We start from the raw sequence: 18095 nt of genomic DNA on the forward strand, positions 1-18095 counted from the left end.
CAAAGACGGCTTGATGACAGCACGAACTTATAATCTGCCGCTCAACCCCGCAGCCTTTTCTCCCGGGCTTCGTCTTCTTCCGCGATCTCGCGGCGCCATTGATCCAGCTCCGGCAGCATGCGGCCTTGCATCACGCAGCTCGCATAGATCGACTCTTTCAGCTCCACGTAGTCTTTGTCGTAACCGATCTTGACCAATTCCTGCACGACCGGGACGGCGTTCTCGGAACCGAGTCGGCAGAGACTGTCGGCGAGCTTGGCGATGCGGGTGAAATGATCTTCTTTTTCGAGCAGGGCGATCAGCGCTTCTTCGGAAGAAGGCAGCAGGATGCGGGCGAAGATGTCGGCGATCGCGAGCAGAAGGAAGCCGTCTTTTTCTTCATTATACATCTTCACCAGATATTCGATCACTTCGTCGCTGCCCATACGCACGAGCGCGTCCGCCGCTTGTTCGGCCAGCAGATCGTTATCGGATTTCAGCGCGTCGTAGAGCAGCGGCAGCACATAAGCGATCTTCAGCTTGCTGGCCGCCTGAATCAGATAGATCGTGCGAATATTCGTCGGGTCCTGCGTATACAGCTCTTGAAGTTCGTCCATGGTCTCGCGCGGCTGGAGCAGTTCGCGTTCGATCAATTCGCTCAGCAGGAAATCGAGCAGATCGTAGTCGATATCGCCGTAATCGCGCCCGCTGTTTTTTCGCGTTTCTTCATTAAGGAGGCTGCGGATCTCGTCGTCGCCGAGTTCCGAGATGCGTACGCGCTGCGCCGCTTCTTCGTACCAATCTTCGTCGATCTCTTGGATTTGCTTCAGCACGGGCTTGAGCAGCTCCGGACTGCTGCCGAGCAGCATATAAGAAAGGAAGATTCGCGCGTTTCCCGTAACCATTCCGGCCTTGAAGAGATGCAGCATCGCTTGTACGGTAATCGGAGTCTGCGGAAACGATCTCGCGCGATGCAGGTAGACGTCCTGCTTGTCCGGGGCGGCTACCAGTTTCTCCAGCACCAGAGCGGCAGCGTCCTTCGGGTAATTATACGTTTCGGCCAAAAATACGATCGCCGCGTTGCTGACAAGGGGGTCGGCGTGCGTGATAAAAGGTTTGACCTGTTCGGGCGTAAACATGATATGGATTCCTCCTAAAAATGCGTCGGTCGTCGAATGCGCCTATCAGTATACCACAGCTTGGGCGAATCGGTCGCGCAGTCATTGACTTTTCGCTTTTGTTTTCTATATAATAGGGGCATTGCAAGCAAAAAATCCATACTTGTCGATGATGAGGAATAGTAGTCAGGGAAACGTTTGATTAGAGAGCCGGCGGTCGGTGCAAGCCCGGTAACGAATCCTGCGCGAACTCGCCTCGGAGATATGCGGATAGACGTCGAACGCCCTCATGGATGGCACAAGACGGTCCGGCCGCGTCGGTTCATCCCCGATAGAGGATGTCGAAGTGGGCGGCCCGAGCAAGAACGAGCCGTCAACTAGGGTGGTACCACGGGAAGCAGCGCCTCTCGTCCCTAGCGTGAACAACGCTGGGGATGGGGGGCTTTTTGTTTGAAGAAAAAGAGAGAGTTCAGAAGCGGAAGGGACAGATGACGATGAGCGAAAGAAACGAGCAAGGGGCCGTTACCGGCTACCGCGCCCAGACGATCGAGCCGAAATGGCAGAAGAAATGGGACGAAGAGAAAACGTTCCGCACGGACGACGCGGATCACGGCAAACCTAAATTTTATGCGATGGACATGTTCCCGTATCCGTCCGGCGCGGGACTGCACGTCGGTCACCCCGAAGGCTACACGGCGACGGATATCGTATCCCGCTACAAACGGATGCAGGGCTTCAACGTCATGCACCCGATGGGCTGGGACGCGTTCGGCCTGCCGGCCGAGCAGTACGCGATCGATAACGGCGGCCATCCGCGCGAGTTTACGTTGAAAAATATCGACAACTTCCGCCGCCAGATCAAATCGCTGGGCTTCTCGTACGATTGGGACCGCGAGATCAGCACGACGGACCCGGAATATTACAAATGGACGCAGTGGATCTTCCTGCAGCTGTACAAACGCGATCTGGCTTACGTGGCCGAAATTCCGGTCAACTGGTGCCCGGCGCTCGGAACCGTGCTGGCGAACGAAGAAGTCATCGACGGCAAAAGCGAACGCGGCGGCCATCCGGTCATCCGTAAACCGATGCGTCAGTGGATGCTGAGAATTACCGCTTACGCCGATCGCCTGCTCGAAGATCTGGACGGGCTGGACTGGCCGGAAAGCTTGAAAGACATGCAGCGCAACTGGATCGGCAAGTCGAAAGGCGCGGAAGTGACGTTCCAAGTCGAAGGCACGGACGAGAGCATCACCGTGTTCACGACCCGTCCGGACACGCTGTACGGCGCGACTTACTGCGTGCTGGCTCCGGAGCATCCGCTCGTGGACGCGATCACGACCGAACACGAGAAATCCGCGGTCAAAGCGTATCAGGAAAAAGCGTCGCATAAAAGCGATCTGGAACGTACCGACCTCAACAAAGACAAAAGCGGCGTGTTCACGGGCGCTTACGCGGTCAACCCGGTCAACGGAGCCAAGCTGCCGATCTGGATCGCCGATTACGTGTTGGCCGCTTACGGCACGGGCGCGATCATGGCCGTTCCGGGCCACGACACCCGCGACTGGGAATTCGCCAAGAAATTCGGCATCCAGATCATCGAAGTCGTCAAAGGCGGCGATATCGAGCAGGAAGCGTACACGGGCGAAGGCGAACACGTCAACTCCGGTTTCCTCGACGGCCTGAACAAAGAAGACGCGATCGCGCGCATGATCGAGTGGCTCGAAGAAAGCGGCAAAGGCGAAGGCAAAACGACTTACCGTCTGCGCGACTGGCTGTTCAGCCGTCAGCGCTACTGGGGCGAACCGATTCCGATCATCCATCTGGAAGACGGAACGATGAAAGCCGTGCCGGAAGAAAGCCTGCCGCTGCTGCTGCCGGAAATGGACGAGATCAAGCCTTCGGGCACCGGCGAATCGCCGCTGGCGAACGCGACGGATTGGGTGAACACCGTCGATCCGGAAACGGGCATGAAAGCGCGCCGCGAGACCAACACGATGCCGCAGTGGGCGGGAAGCTGCTGGTATTACCTGCGCTACCTCGATCCGAAAAACGATCAAGAGCTGTGCAGCAAAGACAAGCTGGATTACTGGCTGCCGGTCGATCTGTATATCGGCGGCGCGGAACACGCGGTGCTTCACCTGCTGTACGCCCGTTTCTGGCACAAAGTGCTCTACGATATCGGCGTGGTCAGCACCAAAGAACCGTTCCAAAAGCTGGTCAACCAAGGCATGATCCTTGGCCCTAATAACGAGAAGATGAGCAAATCGCGCGGCAACGTCATCAACCCGGACGAGATCGTGAACGAGTTCGGCGCGGATACGCTGCGCATCTACGAGATGTTCATGGGACCGCTGGAAGCGACCAAACCGTGGAACACGAACGGCGTGGAAGGCTCGCACCGTTTCTTGTCCCGCGTTTACCGGATGTTCGTGGACGATAACGGCAGCTTGAGCGCGAAAATCTCGGACGGCGCAGGTACGGACGAGTTCAAACGCACTTGGCACAAAACGATCAAAAAAGTGACCGAAGACATGGAAGCTCTGCGCTTCAACACGGCGATCAGCCAATTGATGATCTTCACGAACGACGCGTACAAGCAGGAAGAACTGCCGCGTCAAGCGATGGAAGACTTCATTCAGCTGTTGTCGCCGCTCGCTCCGCATATCGCCGAAGAGCTGTGGGAGAAAATGGGCCGCAGCGACAGCCTGACTTACGCGGCATGGCCGAAGTTCGACGAAGCGTGGACGACGGAATCCGAAGTGGAGATCGTCGTGCAGGTCAACGGCAAGATCGTGCAGCGTGCCAACGTGCAGAAAGATTGGGATGCCAAAGCGTTGGAAGATCACGCGATGAGCTTGGAGAACGTGCAGAACGCGCTGGCCGGCAAAACGGTCCGCAAAGTGATCGCCGTTCCAGGCAAATTGGTCAATATCGTCGCGAACTGATCGGGGGAAAGCGGGAGCAAGCCGAAGCCTGTAGACATCGGGCTTCGGTTCGGCTCTCGGTGCGCCCGAACAGAAGCCGGCGATCAACGAAGTACGGGGGGATTCAAGGTGGAACAGCATCCGCGCAAAGATTGGGATACTTATTTTATGGATATCGCCTTCATGGTGTCGACCCGGTCGCAGTGTCCGCGCCGTCAAGTGGGAGCGGTGCTGGTACAGGGCAAGAAGCTGCTCGGCACGGCTTACAACGGCGCGCCGATGGGCGTTCCGGACTGTTCGGAAGCGGGCTGCATGATCGCCGAAGAATACGAATTGGTCCGAACCGAAGACGGCGGCGAGCAGGTGGTCAAAAAGCAGCGCTGCGTGCGGACCATTCACGCCGAGCAGAATCTGCTGCTGTTCACCGACCGTGCCGACCGCGAAGGTTCGACCGTCTATGTCACGGACGAACCTTGCTGGACCTGCGCGAACATGCTGGCCAACAGCGGGATCACCGAAGTGGTCTACTGCCGCGCTTATCCGAAAGACAGCGGCAAAGTGCGGACCATGATGGCGCAAAAAGGAATCGTATTCCGCGGCGTCGAGCAGTATCGGCCGCCGACCCCGGCTTCCGTGCCGGCTCCGTGATCGCGGAAAGCTGTTTGATACAACCATTCGATCGTCGAATCTCGCAAGAGCGGTTCATCTCCGTTATCGGATGACAGGAAGCGGCAGGCGAAGCACGCCCGGCCGCTGACTAGGGGAGACCCGGAAGCGAAACCTTCCGTCCCTAGCGATTATGCGCTAGGGACGGAAGGTTTTTTGTCGTGATCGACCACTATAACGGAGGAGGAAACGAAATGAAAAAAGAACTGCTGTGGGCGGCCTGTATCTCGGTCGTACTGGGAACGGGCGTGCTGATGTCGGCGGGAGGAAGCGAGCCGGAAGGTCTGCCGTGGCAGCCGCTCAACGAAAAGCTGGAGACGGCATTGGCCGTTCAGGAAGGGACGGTCGAGGCGGCTGCGGAGCCGGCGGAGAAGGGTAATGGGGGAGCGAAGCATGACAAATCTGGAGGAGAAGAAGGTTCGAAGCCGGCGAAGTCGCAGACAGGCGAAGCGAAAGCCGCAGCTTCGCAAACCGAAAAAGGGGAAACGGCGGCTGCCGAGACCGGACGCAGCGGCGCTTCCGCATCGAGCGAACCGCAAACGGAAGGCGCCGATTCGGATACTAGCGGCGAGGCGGACGCAACAGCAGAACAAACGCGGCAGGCCGACTCGAGATCCTCCGATTTGCCCGAATCGGCCGCCGCCGCTCCAAAGGCGGCGGAGTCTTCGCCGGCACCGGTCGAAGACGGCAAGATCCATCTCAATTCGGCGAACGCGGCGCAGCTTATGGAACTGCCGGGAATCGGCGAGAAGAAAGCGCAGGCCATTCTGGAGTATCGGGACAAAAACGGTCCGTTCCGCGAGGTGACGGACATCGTCAAGGTCAAAGGCATCGGGCCGAAGATGCTCGAGAAGATGCTGCCGGATCTGGCTCTGTAGGCGGGCGCGATGAGACGAAGACCGCTGGTTGCGTTTACGATCTGTTGGTTGGCCGGAGCGATCGCCGCCGATCTGTATGACTCCGGGCAGATGCTGCTCGTCTTGTTCGGATTGACGCTGCTTCTGGCGGCGGCTGCCTGCTTCGCCCGTTTGTCGCTGCGGTCGCTGTTGATCTTCGGGGCGGCATTATGGTTGGCGGCCGGGTACGGCGCTTGGCGGGATGCGGCCAATGCGACCGTCCTGCCGCATGTCTTGGGAGAGGCTTCGACCGCCGAATCCGAATACAAAGGGGTTCAGGTAGAAGGCGAAATAGCCGGCCCGGTCAAGATCGACGGGGATCTGGCAATGTTCGAACTTGCGATCGAGCGGGCGGGGATGTCGGCTGATGATCAGAAAGGCCGGAACGCTGATGATTCGTTGACCGCGCTGCCGAAAAAAGAGCGAGTAGTCGTTCGGATAAAATTGGCGGCCGAAGAAGAACAGCCGCTCGCTGCGGCTTGGGGAAGAGGCGATCGGCTGAGCGTGGTCGGCGATCTGGAGCTTCCGTCGGAAGCGCGGAACTTCGGCGCATTCGATTACCGCGATTATCTGCGGCAGAAACGGATTCATTGGGTGCTGCGGGCCGCCGGAGCGGCAAGCGCGGAAGTGTCGGAGCCTGCGAGCGGCGGCCTGCGCCTGCTGCGGCGCAGCGACGATCTGCGCGCGAATCTCGCGGACAAGCTGGCGGAACTGTATCCCGGCATCGGCGCGGGTTATATGCAAGGACTGCTGCTCGGTTTGCAGGACGGGCTGGACCCGGATACCTATACGAATTTCGCCCGTCTCGGCATGACGCACGTGCTGGCGATCTCCGGCATGCACGTCGGATTGTACGTGGGCGCGGTACTGCTTCTGCTGCGCCGGTTCGGCGTAACCAAAGAATCGTCGCTGGTCGCGGCGCTCTGCTTCGTGCCTCCTTACGTGCTGCTGACCGGCGCGTCGCCTTCGGCGGTTCGCGCGGGCATCATGAGCATGATCGGTCTATATGCGGCGAGGCGCGGCTGGCTCAAAGACGGTCTGCATATCTTATGTCTGGCCGCGCTGCTGATGCTGCTGTGGGACCCGTATTATTTGAACGCGATCAGCTTTCAATTATCGTTCGCGGTGACGGCGGGCATCATTCTGCTGACCCGGCCCATGCAGAAGATTCTGCGTTTTCTGCCGAAAGCGGTCGGCGGAGCCGCGGCGATCTCGCTGGTCGCGGATCTGGTTTCTTTCCCGCTCAGCATTTATTATTTCAACCAATATTCGCTGCTGGGCTTGGCGGCGAATCTGCTGCTCGTGCCGCTGATCAGCTTCGTGTCGATTCCGCTCGGCACGGTCTCGCTGATCTTGAGCGGTTTCTGGATGCAAGGCGCGCATTGGGCCGCTTATCCCGTGCGGCTGATCAACGCCGCGGTGTTCTGGTGCGCGGACGGCGGAAGCTCCGTCCGCTGGTCGCGCACGATCTGGGCGTCGCCGTCGCCCGTCTGGATCGGATTGTATCTGGCCGCCCTATGCGGCGGCATCTTCGCGGCCGCGCGGCTGGCGCGGCCGACCGGGCCGGGCGAAGCCGGCCCCGCGAGCGGCGACACGGTGCCGCTCGATGCGCGCGGGAATGCGCGCGCGGGCGGGCCGGGAAGTGCGGCCCGCCTCGGCGGGAAGGCCGCGGGCACGGCGGCCTTCCTGCCCGAAAGCGGCGGCCGCTTCGAAAGCCGCCGCAGCTTCAAGCGGCCGCTGCGGATCGCCGCGGCCGTGCTGGTTCTGGTCGGCCTGCTGACCGCCGCTTATCTGCCCCGCCCTCGTTCGGCGGGGCTGGTGCAGATGCTGGACGTCGGCCAAGGGGACGCCGTCTTGATCACGACGCCGGAAGGCCGGCATCTGCTCGTCGACGGCGGAGGCACCGTGACGTTCGAACGACCCGGACAGGAATGGCGAAAACGGCTCGATCCGTACGAAGTCGGACAAGACGTCGTGGTGCCGCTGCTCAAGAAGCGCGGCGTGCATCGGTTGGACGCGGTCATCTTGACCCACGGAGACCGCGACCATTACGGCGGGCTCGAAGCGGTGTTCGACGAGATTCCCGTCGAACGGCTGATCATGAACGGCACGCGCAGCGGCGGCGAAGATCTGGATCGTCTGCTCGAATCGGCGCTGCGCGGCGGCACGAACGTGTACGCGCCGCAGGACGGGGACGAATGGAGTCCCGACGGCCGGACGACTCTGGAGTTCTGGAACCCGTCCGGCGTGTTCGCGGGCAGCCTGCCGGAACTCGAAGAACAAAACGAATATTCGGTCGTGTTCCGGATGAACATGAACGGACATTCGTTTCTGTTTACGGGAGATGCCGGAGAAAGCGCGGAACGGGAAATTCTCGATCGTCTGGAGCAGCGGGCCGGTACCGCCCCCGTCGAAGTGCTCAAAGTCGGACATCACGGCAGCAAACATTCGACTTCCGAAGAATGGGTACGCCGCTTGAAACCGAAGTTGTCCCTGATTTCCGTCGGCGAACATAATACGTACGGCCATCCGAACGAAGGCGTGATCGACAGATTGGAGCAAGCGGGTTCGATCGTGCTGCGCACGGATCTCGCCGGAGAGATTCAGCTCGAAGCGCCGCCCGGCGAACCGCTGCGCGTGCGGACCCGTTTGGAGCAAGCGCCGACTGAAGGGACCTCGCAGGCGGCTGCGCCGGAATCTTGACCGGCTTCGGCGTTTTCGAACACGGAATTCGCCGTTTCGTGCGCGCGGAAATTCGCGGCAGGACCGGAACCGGCTGCCGATAGTCCGGCGGCCGCCCTATGCAAAACGCTACGGAATAGCCGAAAGAAGCAGCTCTTTTCGTTCCCGAAGGCGGGAGAAAAGAGCTTTTTTCGTTTTATAATCAGTAAGGAAGGAACGCGGAGAGCCGGCGCCGAAGTCTGCAAGCAGGCCGCAGATGACGGACAAAACCGTTTCTGGTAGACTGGTTGGAGATATGCCTCCGCGGAAGGACGCCGCGCTCCGCCGGGGCTTTACCGTCAAGAGAATGTTTTCAACCTAATTTGAAACAACTTTTTTTGAAAAAACAGAAAAAGAACGCAACCTTTCGGAGCGAACGCTCGTCTGAAGGGGTGCAAGAGAGGGGGACCCTTAGTGGTCGAGCAGGAACTCATCAGAGCCGCTCAAACGGGCGATCGCGACGCTCTCATCACCCTATTGCGCGAGATTGAACCGGCCGTCTACAAGACGGCTTATTATACGCTGAACAACGAACAGGACGCGATGGACGCGGCGCAGGAAGCCCTGATCCGCATTTATACCAAGATCGGTTCTTACGAAGAGAAAGCGCAGTTCAAGACTTGGGTGCAGCGAATCGTAACCAACATTTGCATCGACAAATTCAGACGCGCCAAACCGACGGTGTCGATCGAAGAACACGAGATGGTGTTCGAAGACCATGCCAGCGTCGAAGGCGAAGTCATGCGGGCCTATACCCGCGAAGACATCGACCGGGCGATCAATCTGCTGCCGGAGCATCATCGGACGGTCGTGATCCTCCGATACGTGCAGGATATGTCGTACAACGAGATTGCCGATTCTTTGGAGCTGCCGCTCAATACCGTCAAATCGTATTTGTTCCGGGCAAGAGGGCAGCTTCAACAGCTGCTGCGAGAATATCAGAAAGGAGGTGCGCTGTAGATGAAACGCGAAGAAGCGTTAGAGTATATGAACCGTTACCTGGATCATGACCTGAACGAAGAAGAGACGGAGACGCTGTTTCGCCATCTCGGCGAGTCTCCGGACGCAAGAGCGGATTTCGAGTTCCTTCAAGGGTTATCCGATAAACTTGAATCGCTGCCGGACGTCAAACCCCCGGTAAGCTTGGTCGACGCGATCCTGCCTCGTCTGGACGAGCTGGATCGTCTCGCGCCTTTGGAACGGGAAGAACCCGAGCAGCCGGTCGTCATGCTGCCGGGCAAACAGCAGATGCCTCCGCGCCGCAAAGCGGCCGCCTTCTGGCGCTCCACTATGGGAAGAGCCGTAGGCGGAACGGCGATCGCGGCCGCGGTATTGGGTATCTTCGTCGCCACGTACAAACCGCAGGAGATGCCGAATGCGGAAGTGACTTCGACGACGGCCGTTTCGAACGCGACGGACGATACGCTGGTATCGGGCGGAGCGGCCCAGAAGACGGCGCCGGATCTGACCGATCCGAGTACCGAAGTTCAAGAAATGCAGCCGGAGGCGCAGATAGTCCCGGAAGAAGGAGCGACGGAGCGCAAGGCTGATCCGCCGGCTCAAGAAGACGCGCAAGACCCGCCGGCGGCAGCGCAGGATCAAATGCAAAAGACGATGCCGTCGACCGCTCCGGATTCTTCCGGCAGTCGGAAGACGGAATCCGGCTCCGACGCGTCGTCGGGCGCCGAACAGGGCGGCGGCGCAGAGCCGGGAACCGGCAAATCGAATAAATCCTCGAACAACGATTCGCCGTCCAAGGACTCGCCGGCCGCTTCCGATCGACAACAGTCGGATAATGCGAAAAAGTCGCCTCCTGCGGATTCGAAACCGAATACGCAGCCGAACGCGAACGACAAAAACGGGAGCAACAAAAACACCGCGCCCCAAACGCAATCTCCGACGCCGCCGGCCGATGCGCCGACCGCGACGCAAAAGGCTCAGCCTAACGAAGGCATCAGCGCGTTCGGGAACGAAGAGGACGAATCCGCCGATCAAGCCCCGAGTCTTCAAGATTCGGGAACGCCCGAATCGGGCACGGTCGAAGATTCGGAAGCGGACAGCCGAGTTTACAGCTTGGCGGCCGCTCCTACGGAATGGACGTCGCCCGACAGCGCGTATCTGATCGCGTATTCGCCGGGGACGCTGACCCTGCTCAAAGGCGATCGTTCCGAAGAACTGGGAACGCAGAAGATCGACGGCGAAGCGACGAACGGCGTATGGTCGGCAGACGGCAAGACCTTCACGTACGATCTGGTGAAGCCGGACGGCACGACCGCTTCGCAGATTTGGAAGATCGAAGAAACGACGCTCAAACAAGGCAAATAAAGCAAACGAACGGCCGACGGCCGCTTCGGATCTTTCGCGGACAGCGCGGGATTCGAAGCGGATCGTCGGCTTTTTTTGCCGGGTTTCGGCGAAAACGCGTATCGGAAAAAGCTCGGTCTGCGGCCGATGATGCGTTTTCGCGCGCGATCCGGTACAATGGATGCAGCGGAGATCCGTCCTGCGGGGTCGGACTCCATACTCGATACAAGAGCTGCCCCGTGCTGGACGAGGCGGCGGAAAGAGGTTATAACGATGGATTTGAAAGCGGCGGTCAAGCAAATACGCGCGGGAGAAGTCTCTCCGCTCTATCTGTGTTACGGGACCGAAAAATACAGAATCAAGGAATTCGTTTCCATGCTCGAAAACGAACTGATCGAAGAAGATCAACGGGCGTTCGCGGTAGCGCATTACGATCTGGCCGAGACGCCCGTCGAAGTGGTGGTCGAGGAAGCGGAGACGGCTCCGTTTCTGGTCGAACGCAAATTGGTGATCGTACGGGACAGCAGCTTGTTCACGGCGGGCAAAGAATCGACGAAAGTCGAGCACCGCGTCGAGAAGCTGCTCGAGTATATCGGCAATCCCGCGGACTACAGCGTATTGGTGTTCGTGGCCTACGCGGAGAAACTCGACGAACGCAAAAAGGTCGTGAAATCGTTCAAAACGGCCGCGCCGGTGATTCAATTCGCGCCGATGGGAGAAAACGAACTGGCGAATTGGATCACGAAGCAATTTCAGAAAAGTTCGGTGTCGATCGGTTCGGACGGCGTGGACATGCTGCTGAAGCGCGCGGGCACGACGCTCGGGACTTTGTCCGCGGAAATCGAGAAATTATCGCTGTTTGCGGGGCAGGGCGGGGCGGTCGGACCGAGCGATGTGGAGAAGTTGGTCGCGATCAGCACGGAGCAGAGCGTATTCGTGCTCGTCGAACATATCGCCAATCTCAAGCTTCAGCAGGCGCTCGGCGTATTCTACGATCTGCTCAAGCAGCGCGAAGAACCGATCAAGCTTCTGTCTTTGATCGCGCGCCAATTCCGCATCATGCTTCAGGTCAAAGAAATGTCGACGCAAAATTATTCGCAGCAGCAGATGGCCGGGCAGCTCGGGCTGCATCCTTATGCGGTCAAGATCGCCGCGGAGCAGGCCAAACGGTTCGAGATCGCGAAACTGCGGCGCATTCTGGCTTTGGTAGCCAAGCTTGATCACGAGATAAAGACGGGCGCGGTGGATAAAGTATTCGGTTTGGAGATGTTTTTGCTGAAGTTGGGCGCATAGCATCGCGGAATCCGGACAAAAAAGCAGGGCGGCCGATCGACGCTCTGCTTTTTCGGTCCGAACAAACTTAAAAACCCCGTATCCGTTAAGGATGCCGGGGTTTCATAAGCTTGTTATATCGGGTCATATCGCAAAATGGCGAGTTCTTAAGCTTGTTCAGCTTTCAGAGCGTTCGCTTTTTTAGCGAGACGGGATTTTTTGCGCGCTGCCGCGTTTTTGTGGATCAGACCTTTAGTTACGGCTTTATCCAGCTTCTGCGAAGCGTTCTTTACTGCAGTTTGTGCAGTTTCCACGTCGTTGCTTTCCAGCGCTGTCGTTGCAGTTTTCACTGCGCTACGAAGTGCGGATTTTTGCGAAGCGTTAAGCGCACGGCGCTTCTCGTTCGTTTTCACGCGTTTGATGGCGGATTTGATATTAGGCATTGCATTCACCTCCTGTAAAGCATATACGAAACATCGAAAGTTTCACAACTTAAAGTATCTTAGCATGACAGCGGGGAAAAAGCAACCTTCAAAAAGAATCTTAGATTTTGTTTTTCGGGAAACGACGGGATTGCTGGGACTTGGCCCAACTGCTATAATGAATGGATTGATTACGCTTAGAATTGGGGCGGAGGTAAGGAATGACAGACATTGCGGCAAGACAGAAGAAAATAAGGAACTTTTCCATCATAGCGCATATCGACCACGGCAAATCGACGCTTGCCGACCGGATTCTGGAATATACGGGAGCTCTGACTTCGCGCGAAATGCAAGAGCAAGTGCTTGACCAAATGGAACTGGAACGCGAACGCGGCATCACGATCAAACTGCAAGCGGTCCGTCTGACGTACAAAGCCGACGACGGCGAAGAATACCTGCTCAACTTGATCGACACGCCGGGACACGTCGACTTCACTTACGAAGTCTCGCGTTCTTTGGCGGCCTGCGAAGGCGCGCTGCTCGTCGTGGACGCGGCGCAGGGCATCGAAGCGCAGACGCTCGCGAACGTGTACTTGGCGCTCGACAACAATCTGGAGATTCTGCCGGTGATCAACAAGATCGATCTGCCGAGCGCGGAACCGGAACGGGTCAAGCAGGAAGTGGAAGACGTCATCGGTCTCGACGCGAGCGACGCGGTACTGGCTTCGGCCAAAGCGGGCATCGGCATCAAAGAAATTCTGGAGCAGGTCGTAGCCAAAGTTCCGGCGCCGACGGGCAATCCGGACGAACCGCTCAAAGCGCTGATCTTCGATTCGCATTACGATCCGTACAAAGGCGTTATCGTCTATATCCGCGTGCTTGACGGCAAGATCAAAGCGGGTTCCAAGATCAAGATGATGGCGACGGACAAAACGTTCGAAGTCATCGAAGTCGGCGCGTTCATGCCGCGCATGACGATGGTCGACGAACTGAACGTCGGCGACGTAGGTTTCGTGGTAGCCGGCATCAAGACGGTCGGCGACACGCGCGTCGGCGATACGATCACCGACGCGAAGAACCCGACGCTCGAACCGATGCCGGGTTACCGCAAGATCAACCCGATGGTATTCTGCGGTCTGTATCCGATCGAATCTTCGGATTACAACGATCTGCGCGAAGCGCTCGAGAAACTTCAATTGAACGACGCTTCGCTGACGTTCGAACCGGAAACTTCCAGCGCGCTGGGCTTCGGATTCCGATGCGGGTTCCTCGGCCTGCTGCATATGGACGTTATTCAAGAGCGGATCGAGCGCGAGTTCGATATCGCCTTGATCACGACCGCGCCGAGCGTTATCTATAAGGTCGGCCTGACCGACGGTTCCGTGATCCAGATCGACAACCCGTCGAACTATCCGGAAGTCGGACGGATCGACTACGTGGAAGAACCTTACGTGAAGGCTTCCGTCATCGTGCCGAACGATTTCGTCGGAACGGTCATGGAACTGTGCCAGAACAAGCGCGGCGAGTTCGTGAACATGGAATATCTGGACACGACCCGCGTCACGCTGACGTATCAGATTCCGCTGTCGGAGATCGTTTACGACTTCTTCGACCAGTTGAAATCCGGCACCAAAGGCTACGCGTCGTTCGACTACGAGATCTCGGGTTACCGCAAGTCCAATCTGGTCAAGATGGACATCCTGCTCAACGGCGAACAAGTCGACGCGCTGTCGTTCATCGTGCACAAAGAGCGCGCCTACCAGCGCGGCCGCGTGATCTGCGAGAAACTGCGCGAGCTGATTCCTCGCCAGATGTTCGAAGTGCCGATTCAAGCTTCCGTCGGCACGAAGGTCGTCGCGCGCGAGACGGTCAAAGCGATGCGCAAGAACGTCCTCGCCAAGTGTTACGGCGGCGATATCTCGCGTAAACGGAAACTGCTCGAGAAGCAGAAAGAAGGCAAGAAGCGCATGAAGCAGGTCGGCAACGTCGAGGTGCCGCAGGAGGCGTTTATGGCGGTGCTGAGGTTGGACGAGTAGTCTTCTCGTCCGGTGCGGCTCGTGTGCGGCGGGGCGTGCCTCGAGCGGGGGAAACGCGTTCGGACGTCACCGCCGTTGGAATCGGGGAATTTGATTGGAAGTTTATAGTGGTGGATTCCCCGATTTCCAAATGCGGCCGCTCCGCTTTCCGCTTCGAACGCGTTTCCCCTGAGCATCGGGCACGCGCGCATACGAACGGCCTTCCCTGCCTCCAAACCGACTCGTCGGATTGGGGGAGGGGAAGATCGAATGCAAAAGATCAGGTTCAAAACATTAAGATCAAAAGATTAAGGTCAAAAGAATGAAAGGAATGCGGCCTTGATGGGCCTGTTCCTTTCTTACGATCGTAAGGCATCAAGGATATAATCGAACATCGAAGTTGCAAAGGGAAGCCGGGATCCGGCTTTCCTTTTTGAAGATTAGCGGGTAAGGGCGGTTGGCGAGAGCCGTTTATATATAGGAGGTTCATCATGACGACAGAACAATTTCGCTCTTCGGCGGCGCCGGAGGCGGTTTATATCCATATTCCGTTTTGTACGAATAAGTGTTTTTATTGCGATTTCAATTCTTACGTACTCAAAGATCAGCCGGTGATGGATTATTTGCGGGCGTTGGATCGGGAGATGGAACAGACGGTCGCGATCACGCCGCCGGGGACGATCAAAAGCATTTTTGTCGGCGGGGGAACGCCTACGGTGCTCAAACCGGACGAGATGGCGTTTTTCTTGGCTTCGGTGCGCAAGCATTTTCCGAATTGGGCGGAAGATATCGAGTTCTCGATGGAAGCCAATCCGGGCACGACGGATCTCGATAAGATGAAAGTGATGAAAGACGGCGGGGTCAACCGGGTCAGTTTCGGGGTGCAAGCTTTCCAGAACAAGCTGCTCGGCGAGATCGGGCGGATTCACAATACGGACGACGTTTACCGTTCGCTGGAGAACGCGCATAAGACGGGGCTGCACAATCTGTCGATCGACTTGATGTTCGGTCTGCCGAATCAAACGGTGGAGATGTTGGACGAAAGCGTCTCGCGCGCGTTGGAATTGGGACTGCCGCATTATTCGATCTACAGTCTCAAAGTCGAAGAAAATACGTTATTCCATACCCTTTTCCAGAAAAACAAGCTTCCGCTGCCAAACGAAGACGACGAACTGGCGATGTACAAGCTGCTGATGGACCGCATGAAAGCTTCGGGCTACAAGCAGTACGAGATCAGCAACTTCGCCAAGCCGGGCAAAGAAAGCCGTCATAATATCACGTATTGGAAAAACGAAGATTATTACGGCTTCGGCGCGGGCGCGCACGGGTATGTCGGTCACAAACGGCATATCAACGTCAAAGGCGTGAATCCTTACAACGAAGCCGCGGGCAAAGGGCTGCCGAGACTCGACGAATTCGAAGTGCCGCGCGAAGAAGCGATGGAAGACTTCATGATGGTCGGACTTCGCATGCTGGACGGAATGGAAAGCGATCGGTTCCGCAAGCAGTTCGGCGTGCCGGTAGAAGAGATTTTTGCCGCCCCGCTCAAAAAGATGACGGATTTCGGATTGATCGAACGCCGCGACGACGGGATCGAAGGCTACAGACTGAGCGAAAAAGGCATTTTGTTCGGCAACGACGTGTTCGGCGAGTTTATCGGTTACCTGACCGTCGAGGCTCAATAATCCGAAAAAAAGAAAAAAGCGAAATCGGCAAAGCCGTCGGAGAGTTTCCGGCGGTTTTTTTGCTTTTTATGCGAATATGCAGCGGCTTCATGCCGATACTTATAGAAACAAATCCGAACGTTCCCGGTACGAAGTCGTCGCTTTCCTGCTGTTACAGAAAAGACGAATCGGGTAAAAGGAACAAATATGGAAGCCGAAAGACTCTTCTTACTAAAAAACTTTATTTTTCATTCGTCAAAAGTGTTGAAAAACTATGCGCATTGATGTATATTTATCCAATCAATTCTTATACGTATTTGACGCCAAGCGTCATATCATAGACCGGGAGGTGAACGGCCGATGCCCGCCGTTACCGTTGTATGCAGACAAGCGACTTTGGAAGATGTTGAACCGCTGTATCTCATGATAGAAGAATATGCGCGCAGGGCGATCATGCTCCCGCGCTCCAGAGAAGTGCTGCGGCGCCAGATCGACAACTTCGTGGTCGCCGAAGAAGACGGCAAAGTCATCGGCTGCGGCTCCTTGTGCCTGCTCGGACCCGATCTCGTGGAGATCCGCTCGCTGGGCATCATGGAAGGCAACCAAGGCAAAGGCATCGGCTCGAAACTGGTCAACCGCTTGATCGAGCTGGCGATCGAGCAGCGCATTCCGAAGATCATGGCGCTGACGTACGAAGTGTCTTTCTTCGTCAAGAACGGCTTTACGGTCGTGCCGATGGACGTTTTCCCCGAGAAGGTCTGGACCGACTGTATCCACTGCGCCAAGCGCGACCGCTGCGACGAGATCGCGGTGCTCAAGATCATCGGCTGAGACCGGCCGCGGCGAGCGCCGCAACCGCTCGTCGGCAAGTCAACCGAATATTCTCCGAAGGGTCTCGGCAGCGCCGGATTCCCGACGAAACGAAGTGCCAAACCGAACTTGACAACGCCAAGCCCGGTTTGGTATTTTTGTAGTAGAGTTTAGCACTCATTTCGATAGAGTGCTAACGGAAGAAGGTTCCGAATTGACTCTTAGCGATCCGAATAGGAGGGGAGCCCGTGTTAAGCGAACGTCAGAGCATGATCTTGAACGCCATCGTGGACGATTACATCCGTTCGGCCGAGCCGGTAGGATCCCGCAGCATCTCCAAGCGGGGCGACGTGGCATTCAGTCCGGCGACCATCCGCAATGAGATGGCCGATCTGGAGGAACTGGGTTTCTTGGAGCAGCCGCATACGTCGGCAGGGCGGATTCCTTCCAATAAGGGATATCGGTATTACGTCGATCATCTGTCGCCGCTCAAGCCGCTCAAGACGGAAGATTTGAAGCTGTTCAAGCAGTTGGCGGCCGAGAAATTGAACGCCGTGGAAGAAGTCATTCAGCATGCCGGAACCGTTCTGGCTTCGATGACCAACTATACGTCGATTCTGCTCGGACCGGAGATGTTCAATACTTCGCTTCGTCATTTTCAACTGCTTCCGCTCAGCGAAACGACGGCGGTCGCGATCATCGTCACCAGCAGCGGCGAAGTGGAGAACAAGACGGTCACGATTCCTGCGGGAGTATCCGTTTCCGAGATGGAGCGGATGGCGAACCTGTTGAACGACCGATTAGCAGGCGTGCCCATGCATAAGCTGAAGGCGCGGATTTATTCGGAGATCGGACAGGAAATTCAGCGTCATGCCGATCACTACGAAGGGCTTATGAAGCTGCTGGACGATGCTTTTGCGGCAGGGAAAGATCAGAAGGTCTTCCTGAGCGGCACGACCAACATGCTGACGCAGCCCGAATTCCGGGATATCGGCAAGCTGAAGACGGTCCTTGACCTGCTGGAGCAGACGCCGACGCTGACGCGCCTGCTGAGTTCCGAACACAAAGGGATTCAGGTGCGGATCGGCAGCGAGAACGTGCATCAGGCTTTCGTCAATTGCAGTCTGATCACGGCGACGTATTCGCTGGAAGGCGAAGCGTTCGGCACGATCGGGATTCTCGGTCCGACCCGAATGGAATATGCCAAAGTCATCGGAACGCTCGATCTGTTGTCGCGAGCGATGAGCCGCGCATTGACGGGGCGATACGGGGCGTGAAGACGCGTCCGATATTTTGCGCGCGGG

The 18095-nt window shown here is 57.4% G+C and carries 13 protein-coding genes and 1 other annotated feature; of the genes, 11 read left to right on the forward strand and 2 right to left on the reverse strand.

The window, feature by feature from the left end:
- Window positions 1-41: 41 nt before the first annotated feature.
- Window positions 42-1118, reverse strand: coding sequence for a HEAT repeat domain-containing protein (locus CDO73_RS14735; protein WP_088489283.1), 1077 nt, complete (start codon window positions 1116-1118; stop codon window positions 42-44).
- A 139-nt stretch (window positions 1119-1257) separates the two neighbouring features.
- Window positions 1258-1515: a binding site (T-box leader), on the forward strand.
- A 76-nt stretch (window positions 1516-1591) separates the two neighbouring features.
- Here CDO73_RS14735 and leuS point away from each other — a divergent pair.
- The 7 genes from leuS to holA all read left to right on the forward strand — a co-directional run bounded on the left by leuS (window position 1592) and on the right by holA (window position 11901).
- The gene (leuS, locus tag CDO73_RS14740) at window positions 1592-4042 is read left to right on the forward strand and encodes a leucine--tRNA ligase (protein WP_088489284.1); all 2451 of its coding nucleotides are present in this window, start codon (window positions 1592-1594) and stop codon (window positions 4040-4042) included.
- A gap of 108 nt (window positions 4043-4150) precedes the next feature.
- On the forward strand, window positions 4151-4669 hold the full coding sequence (locus CDO73_RS14745) for a deoxycytidylate deaminase (RefSeq protein ID WP_088489285.1): 519 nt from the start codon (window positions 4151-4153) through the stop codon (window positions 4667-4669).
- Window positions 4670-4881: 212 nt separating this feature from the next.
- Window positions 4882-5565, forward strand: a complete 684-nt coding sequence (locus CDO73_RS14750; protein ID WP_088489286.1) for a ComEA family DNA-binding protein — start codon at window positions 4882-4884, stop codon at window positions 5563-5565.
- 9 nt (window positions 5566-5574) lie between these two features.
- Window positions 5575-8286: a ComEC/Rec2 family competence protein gene (locus CDO73_RS14755; RefSeq protein WP_088489287.1), complete on the forward strand. Its 2712-nt coding sequence runs from the start codon at window positions 5575-5577 to the stop codon at window positions 8284-8286.
- A 432-nt stretch (window positions 8287-8718) separates the two neighbouring features.
- A complete protein-coding gene (locus CDO73_RS14760; RefSeq protein ID WP_088489288.1) occupies window positions 8719-9264 on the forward strand; it encodes an RNA polymerase sigma factor in 546 nt (181 codons plus the stop codon).
- The gene (locus CDO73_RS14765; RefSeq protein WP_088489289.1) at window positions 9265-10629 is read left to right on the forward strand and encodes a hypothetical protein; all 1365 of its coding nucleotides are present in this window, start codon (window positions 9265-9267) and stop codon (window positions 10627-10629) included. It begins immediately after the preceding gene.
- Between the two features lie 252 nt (window positions 10630-10881).
- Window positions 10882-11901 (forward strand): DNA polymerase III subunit delta, encoded by a 1020-nt coding sequence (gene holA, locus CDO73_RS14770; protein WP_088489290.1) that lies wholly within the window; start codon window positions 10882-10884, stop codon window positions 11899-11901.
- 146 nt (window positions 11902-12047) lie between these two features.
- Here the strand turns inward: holA and rpsT are convergent, their stop codons facing one another.
- Window positions 12048-12323 (reverse strand): 30S ribosomal protein S20, encoded by a 276-nt coding sequence (gene rpsT / locus CDO73_RS14775; protein WP_087796584.1) that lies wholly within the window; start codon window positions 12321-12323, stop codon window positions 12048-12050.
- Between the two features lie 200 nt (window positions 12324-12523).
- Here rpsT and lepA point away from each other — a divergent pair, with 200 nt between their 5' ends.
- The 4 genes from lepA (at window position 12524) to hrcA (ending at window position 18068) form a co-directional block, all read left to right on the forward strand.
- Window positions 12524-14338, forward strand: a complete 1815-nt coding sequence (gene lepA, locus CDO73_RS14780) for a translation elongation factor 4 (RefSeq protein ID WP_088489291.1) — start codon at window positions 12524-12526, stop codon at window positions 14336-14338.
- Window positions 14339-14808: 470 nt separating this feature from the next.
- Window positions 14809-16002, forward strand: coding sequence for a radical SAM family heme chaperone HemW (gene hemW / locus CDO73_RS14785; protein WP_088489292.1), 1194 nt, complete (start codon window positions 14809-14811; stop codon window positions 16000-16002).
- 339 nt (window positions 16003-16341) lie between these two features.
- A complete protein-coding gene (locus tag CDO73_RS14790) occupies window positions 16342-16812 on the forward strand; it encodes an N-acetyltransferase (RefSeq protein WP_088489293.1) in 471 nt (156 codons plus the stop codon).
- 227 nt (window positions 16813-17039) lie between these two features.
- Window positions 17040-18068, forward strand: a complete 1029-nt coding sequence (gene hrcA, locus CDO73_RS14795) for a heat-inducible transcriptional repressor HrcA (RefSeq protein WP_088489294.1) — start codon at window positions 17040-17042, stop codon at window positions 18066-18068.
- Window positions 18069-18095: the final 27 nt, after the last annotated feature.

The sequence above is a fragment of the Saccharibacillus sp. O23 genome, from assembly GCF_002205895.1.
Taxonomy (GTDB): domain Bacteria; phylum Bacillota; class Bacilli; order Paenibacillales; family Paenibacillaceae; genus Saccharibacillus.